Annotated in this window: 2 protein-coding genes; both read right to left on the bottom strand. The window is 33.0% G+C overall.

Annotation, left to right across the window (positions count from 1 at the left end; genetic code table 11):
- Positions 1-340: 340 nt before the first annotated feature.
- Positions 341-1,675, bottom strand: coding sequence for a HEPN domain-containing protein (locus Z054_RS0127065; RefSeq protein WP_024773101.1), 1,335 nt, complete (start codon positions 1,673-1,675; stop codon positions 341-343).
- Positions 1,672-4,887 carry a type ISP restriction/modification enzyme gene (locus Z054_RS0127060; RefSeq protein WP_024773100.1) on the bottom strand — a complete coding sequence of 1,072 codons (3,216 nt, stop codon included), beginning with the start codon at positions 4,885-4,887 and terminating at the stop codon, positions 1,672-1,674. The genes Z054_RS0127065 and Z054_RS0127060 overlap by 4 nt, the downstream gene beginning before the upstream one ends.
- Positions 4,888-5,046 lie beyond the last annotated feature (159 nt).

Here is a 5,046-nt window from a genome sequence, read left to right as displayed (position 1 = left end):
TTTAAAATACGATTTTTATATTGCTGCTAACGGTTAGTATATGGACAGTAGGGCAGTAGAAAGCATTGAACTTTCAAACTTGCACTTAGCCAAGCTAAACATTTTTATATTTAATTTTCTTTTCAATATCATAAATTTTAGCTTGGCGGACTTTATTAAAAGCACCAAACCTTAATTAAGCTCTAAACGCCCTATTGGCTATATACAGTGTTACCAACTGGCTGTTTTTCCGTTCTGTTTGTAGCGTTGGCAAAGACATACTTATTGACAAGTTTTGGCTTGTGAGGCTGGCTTTTGAGCGACTTGACAATGTGTATGGCTTTATGCGTTGGCATTCTGATTAGCTTTTAATTTCGTTTAATTTTTGTATTAAAGTTTCTTTGTCTGTAAACCCAAACTTGGTATTCAACTCAATAAGTCTAAGAAACAGGTTTATCATATTCATTTGGGCTTCTGATAATTCCTTGGTGTCAATTTCTATTCTTCTTGCTTTATGAATCATTTTATGTCTTACCTGATAAATATTTGAAAAGATGGTTTTTATCCTTTCTTTATCTTGGTGCTTATTTGTTAAAGCTTTGGATAAACGAGCCTTTGTTTTACGCTCCATATCATTCGATTCATCTGCTTTAAGAAAAATACTTTCTAAAATTGTTATCAAATTCACACATCTGAAATGCAAATCCCAATTTGATATTGCCGAGCCAAATAAATGAATTGATTGGATTATAATTTCGTGAAGCTCGTTTGATTTTCTTAGAGAAATGTAATCTGAGAATATTTTTAGACCACTTTGATAAGCGGATTGATAAAGACTATGTGTAATATTCAAAGGATGGTTGTTGAATTGGATGCTTATTGCCAAACTATCTCTTTCATTGGGTTTTTGCGTAAGAAAATTGGATTGTACTTGATAACCTAATTTGTAGTTAAGGTCAAACATTGTTTTTCTTTCTGGGACAATTGCCGATTCACTATAAAGTTTTAATACATCCACCGCAATTTCTGAATCTTGTTTAGCAATTTCTTCTGCTTTGTCCCTTTCAGCTGTAACGGTTACTTTGGTGAGTACCTGACCTTGAAAGTCCTTTCTAAATATTTGCTGAAAGTTTTCTTCTGTATAAGTCTCGTCTTTTGCTTTTAAGGTCTGATATAATTTGTCAAAATATTCTTTTGTGAAGTAAGTAAACTCAGCATTTCCAATTTTAAAGGGTTTTTCAATTTCAAGATTTAAGACCGGAAAATAAAACGTATGTGGTTTTACTTCTGCATCTGCTTTTGTTGTTAGAAAATCATATAGATTACTGTCTGCTTGTTGTTTTTTGTAAACATCAATAATCCAATTAAATGATTCAGCTTCAATGAATTTTGATGAAACTTTATGATTCAGTTGCTCTGTTGAATGAAGATTTTGAATGAGTTTGTTAAATCTTGAGTACTGTTCTTTATCAAATCCATAGCTACCGTTTTCATCAACCAAATAAATTTCAACTGTTTTTCCCGCGTGGTCTGTGGCTTTTTCAACCATTGCTCCAACGAGTTTATCAGACCAATCATTAAATCCCCTTTCTTTTGATGAACCAACTAATTCAGTTCTCTCTTTAGGAATTTCTTTTGGTTTAGAAACGACCAAATTGATTAATTCAAATGCTTCTTTATTTAGCTCATCAATCATTGAATCTCAATTTTATCAATCTCTTTCATTAGCCTCTCCGTTTCGGAAAGAGCGACAATAATTTTTTGATAATGTAAAATATCATCAAACTCTAAGGTTCTTTCTTTACGGTCTTTTAGCCATTTTTGAGCTGGTTGATAACCGCCAATGTAAAATTCCCAAGCAGTTAGTGGAATACTGTCAAAATACTGTTCTTCATTTATCCATATTCTGCCCAATTGCTTTTCTTCATCAAATAATTCCCAATCTTTCTTCCCAATTTTAGTTGTAACGGTATTATCTCCGCCTTTTGGATAAGTTGTAATGTAATCTTCCACTTTTGGAGATTCCAATAAGTGAATTTGTCTGATTTCTCCACCTAATTTCACCAATTCCCAAAACTTGTTTTTGTCTTTTGGGTATGGAATTTTTGGGTAATCTGTTTTTAAGAACTCCTTATATTTTTCTCTGTATTTTCTTGAATGGAGAATAGCGTAAATGAAATTTAAAATATCTATTGGAGCAAAAGTATTTTCTGTTATCTCTTTTTCATTTGTAAACGTTAAATCTAATTTTTTAGCAATTTCATTTACAATTTCTTGATTTAGATTTGGTTTCCTTTCTGCTGATTCTTCAATTGTTTGTTGTTCGCTGTTTTCAGGATAGATATATAATGGAAAGATTGTTCCTCCTCCTCTTCTATAAATGTTTTGGTCTGTTAGATATTTACAGGTGAAAACAACATTCCATTCTCCACCTCCGACTGCTTGACCTTGCCTGCAAATTATTAAACCAGCATTATCATTTATAAAATGACTTAATACTTTTGGGTTTGGTCTTGCAACAAAATAAGGATTATAAAAAACCTTTCGATTATCAAATGGTCTGTATTGAATATCTCTTATTTGTGATGAAACGTCTGATTGAGAAACATTTGATTTTGTTTGTTGTGCATCCCATTTATCTTTGTCTTTAATAACTAAATTGAAATGATTACAGACTTCTTCAGCAGATTTATTATCGTCTAAAAAAAACTTTATTTTGGTCGTCAATTCTTGCGAATTAAATCCGACAGAAAGATTATCTCTTTTAGTTAGTAGACCAAGAGAATTTAAAGGAAATAATTTAGGAATAGAAAACCCTTCATTGTATTGTTTTTCTTGTTCAAAATCTATGAATTTGAAAAAATAATTTGGTTTAGCAATTTTAAGTTCTTTGTATGGTGTTGATTTTAAATTATTCTTGATTAGAAAATCATATTTATCTTCTCGTTTTCCAAATAAATCGTGATGATAAACTTTTCCAAGTTCATTGGCTTTTTTCTTACCTGTTTTGATAAAAAAGTTTATTGATACGCCTTGTTCAATATCGAATACATTTACATCAGCAGAGCCATCAGGTGCAGTCTCTTTTTTCTTGTTGTTACCGTGTAAATCAATTGTATATATCTTATCGTATGTCTTTAGCAAATGCCAACGCATTCCTCTAAAAGTAGGATTGTCCAAAAATCCGTGGGGATTAATAAAAGCCAAAACACCGCTTCCATTTTTCTCAATGAAATGCTGTCCGTAACGTAAAAACTTTACATAATCATCATTGATGAATTTCGAGTTTTGTTCTTTTAGTTTCTCCTTTCCTCCAGGCTCTTTTTTGTAGTCTTGCATTAAATCCATAATCCAATCTCCTTTATTAGCACTTTCGCCACTGTAAGGGGGATTTCCAATAATGCACATTACTGGACTGTCACGTTTAATATGATTAGCCTCATTTGCTTCACTACTTAACCAATTGGCAAATAAAGTTCCTGTGTCTGGATGGTATTCTTCTAAACTATTAGTCAAGTAAACCCTTGTTCGTTGGTTGGAAGTAGCTTTAAACCCTGTTTCTTTTAGTAATAAATCCAATTGCAAATGAGCCATTGCATAACTTGCCATTAGCAATTCAAAACCGTTTAATCGTGGGAGCAAATGATTTTCTACGTAACCGCTCCAAATTCCTTCTTGTCCTTTGAATTTCTTGTTTACGTGTTTTATTACTTCTGCTAAAAAAGTTCCTGTTCCTGTAGCTGGGTCAAGAATTTGTACTTTATGTACTTCTTGTTCCATTTGTTTGTAACCTGTTGCAGAACGCTTATCAGGAGTTTGTGTATTTACAGTAATTTTTGTTTTTGAAGTGTCTGCCAACCCTTGTGATAAATCAAATTCTGTTTTTAGAATATCATCAACTGCACGTACAATGAAATTTACAACTGGGGCAGGAGTGTACCAAACACCTCTTGCTTTTCTTAGCTTTGGGTCATATTCTGCCAAGAAAGTTTCATAAAAATGGATAATTGGGTCTTCCATTTTTGTTGTCTTTCCGTAGTTTTTTAGAATTTCTTCAACGTTACAGGCTAAAAATATTTCGGTAAGATTATCTACAATCCATTTAATTCGGTCGTCAATATCTGGTCCAGCTATGTAGCCAAACAATTTTCTTAAAAACGGATTTGATTTAGGAATCAATTCTGCCGCTTCTTGTCTGCTAAATGTATCTAAAGTTGGGTCGTGCAATCGAGCAGCAAACATTCCGTAAGCAATGGTTTGAGCATAAACGTCTGCAAATCCTTTTGGTGTAATGTCGTGAATCAGAATACTTTTAAAAGCAGTCATTTGCTCTTTCAAAGTACTATCTTCTTGATTGTCTTCATCACTGGTCAAAGCCTTTTCAATAACATCAGAAAGAAGGCGGGCTTTGCCCGCCATCATTTCTGCTAATTTTTTTGAGCTTTTTATGTTTTGTCCAATGTGAGTACAAAAGTCTTTGATAAGATTTTCAAACCTTGCAAAATTTTGAGGTAGTGCAACAATCCCTTTTTCAGTTATTTCTGCAATGGCGATTTTAGTAACAAATTCTCCATCATTGTACAAATGAAAATCTATGTAATCTGTGAAAATCAGATTATCTAATGATGCTTTGTATCGGTCAAATTGTTCTTTGTTTACCGATTTCTTTTTTCCTTCAAGGTCTTTGTCGCCTAAGTCTTTTGCTTCAATAAATCCTACAGGAATATCTTTTTTAGTCAAGATGTAGTCAGGTGCTCCGCAGGATTGTCTTTTCGGTTCGTTGGTAGCTCTAACTTCAGGCACTAAACTTTCAATAAGTTGTTGCAAGTCGCCTCTAAATGTATGTTCTGTTGCGTTTCCGAGTTTGTACCTCTGATTTATGTTGTCAATGTAATTTTCTATTGTCATATTTCAATTCTCATTATTCTCGGTGAGCGGTGGCAAAAAATAGCTCTTTTGGTTTTTTCTGCGTAGGCTTTCGTGTCGGCAAAAACCAAATGTGCTATTTGTGCGGTTGGCTCTTTTTTCGCTTGTTGGTAACGTTAAGTGTATGTTTTGTTTGGCGAT

Source organism: Aquimarina macrocephali JAMB N27 (genome assembly GCF_000520995.1).
Taxonomy (GTDB): Bacteria; Bacteroidota; Bacteroidia; order Flavobacteriales; family Flavobacteriaceae; genus Aquimarina; species Aquimarina macrocephali.
Note: the sequence above shows the minus strand (reverse complement) of the source record. Positions and strands in the feature narration are given on the sequence as shown.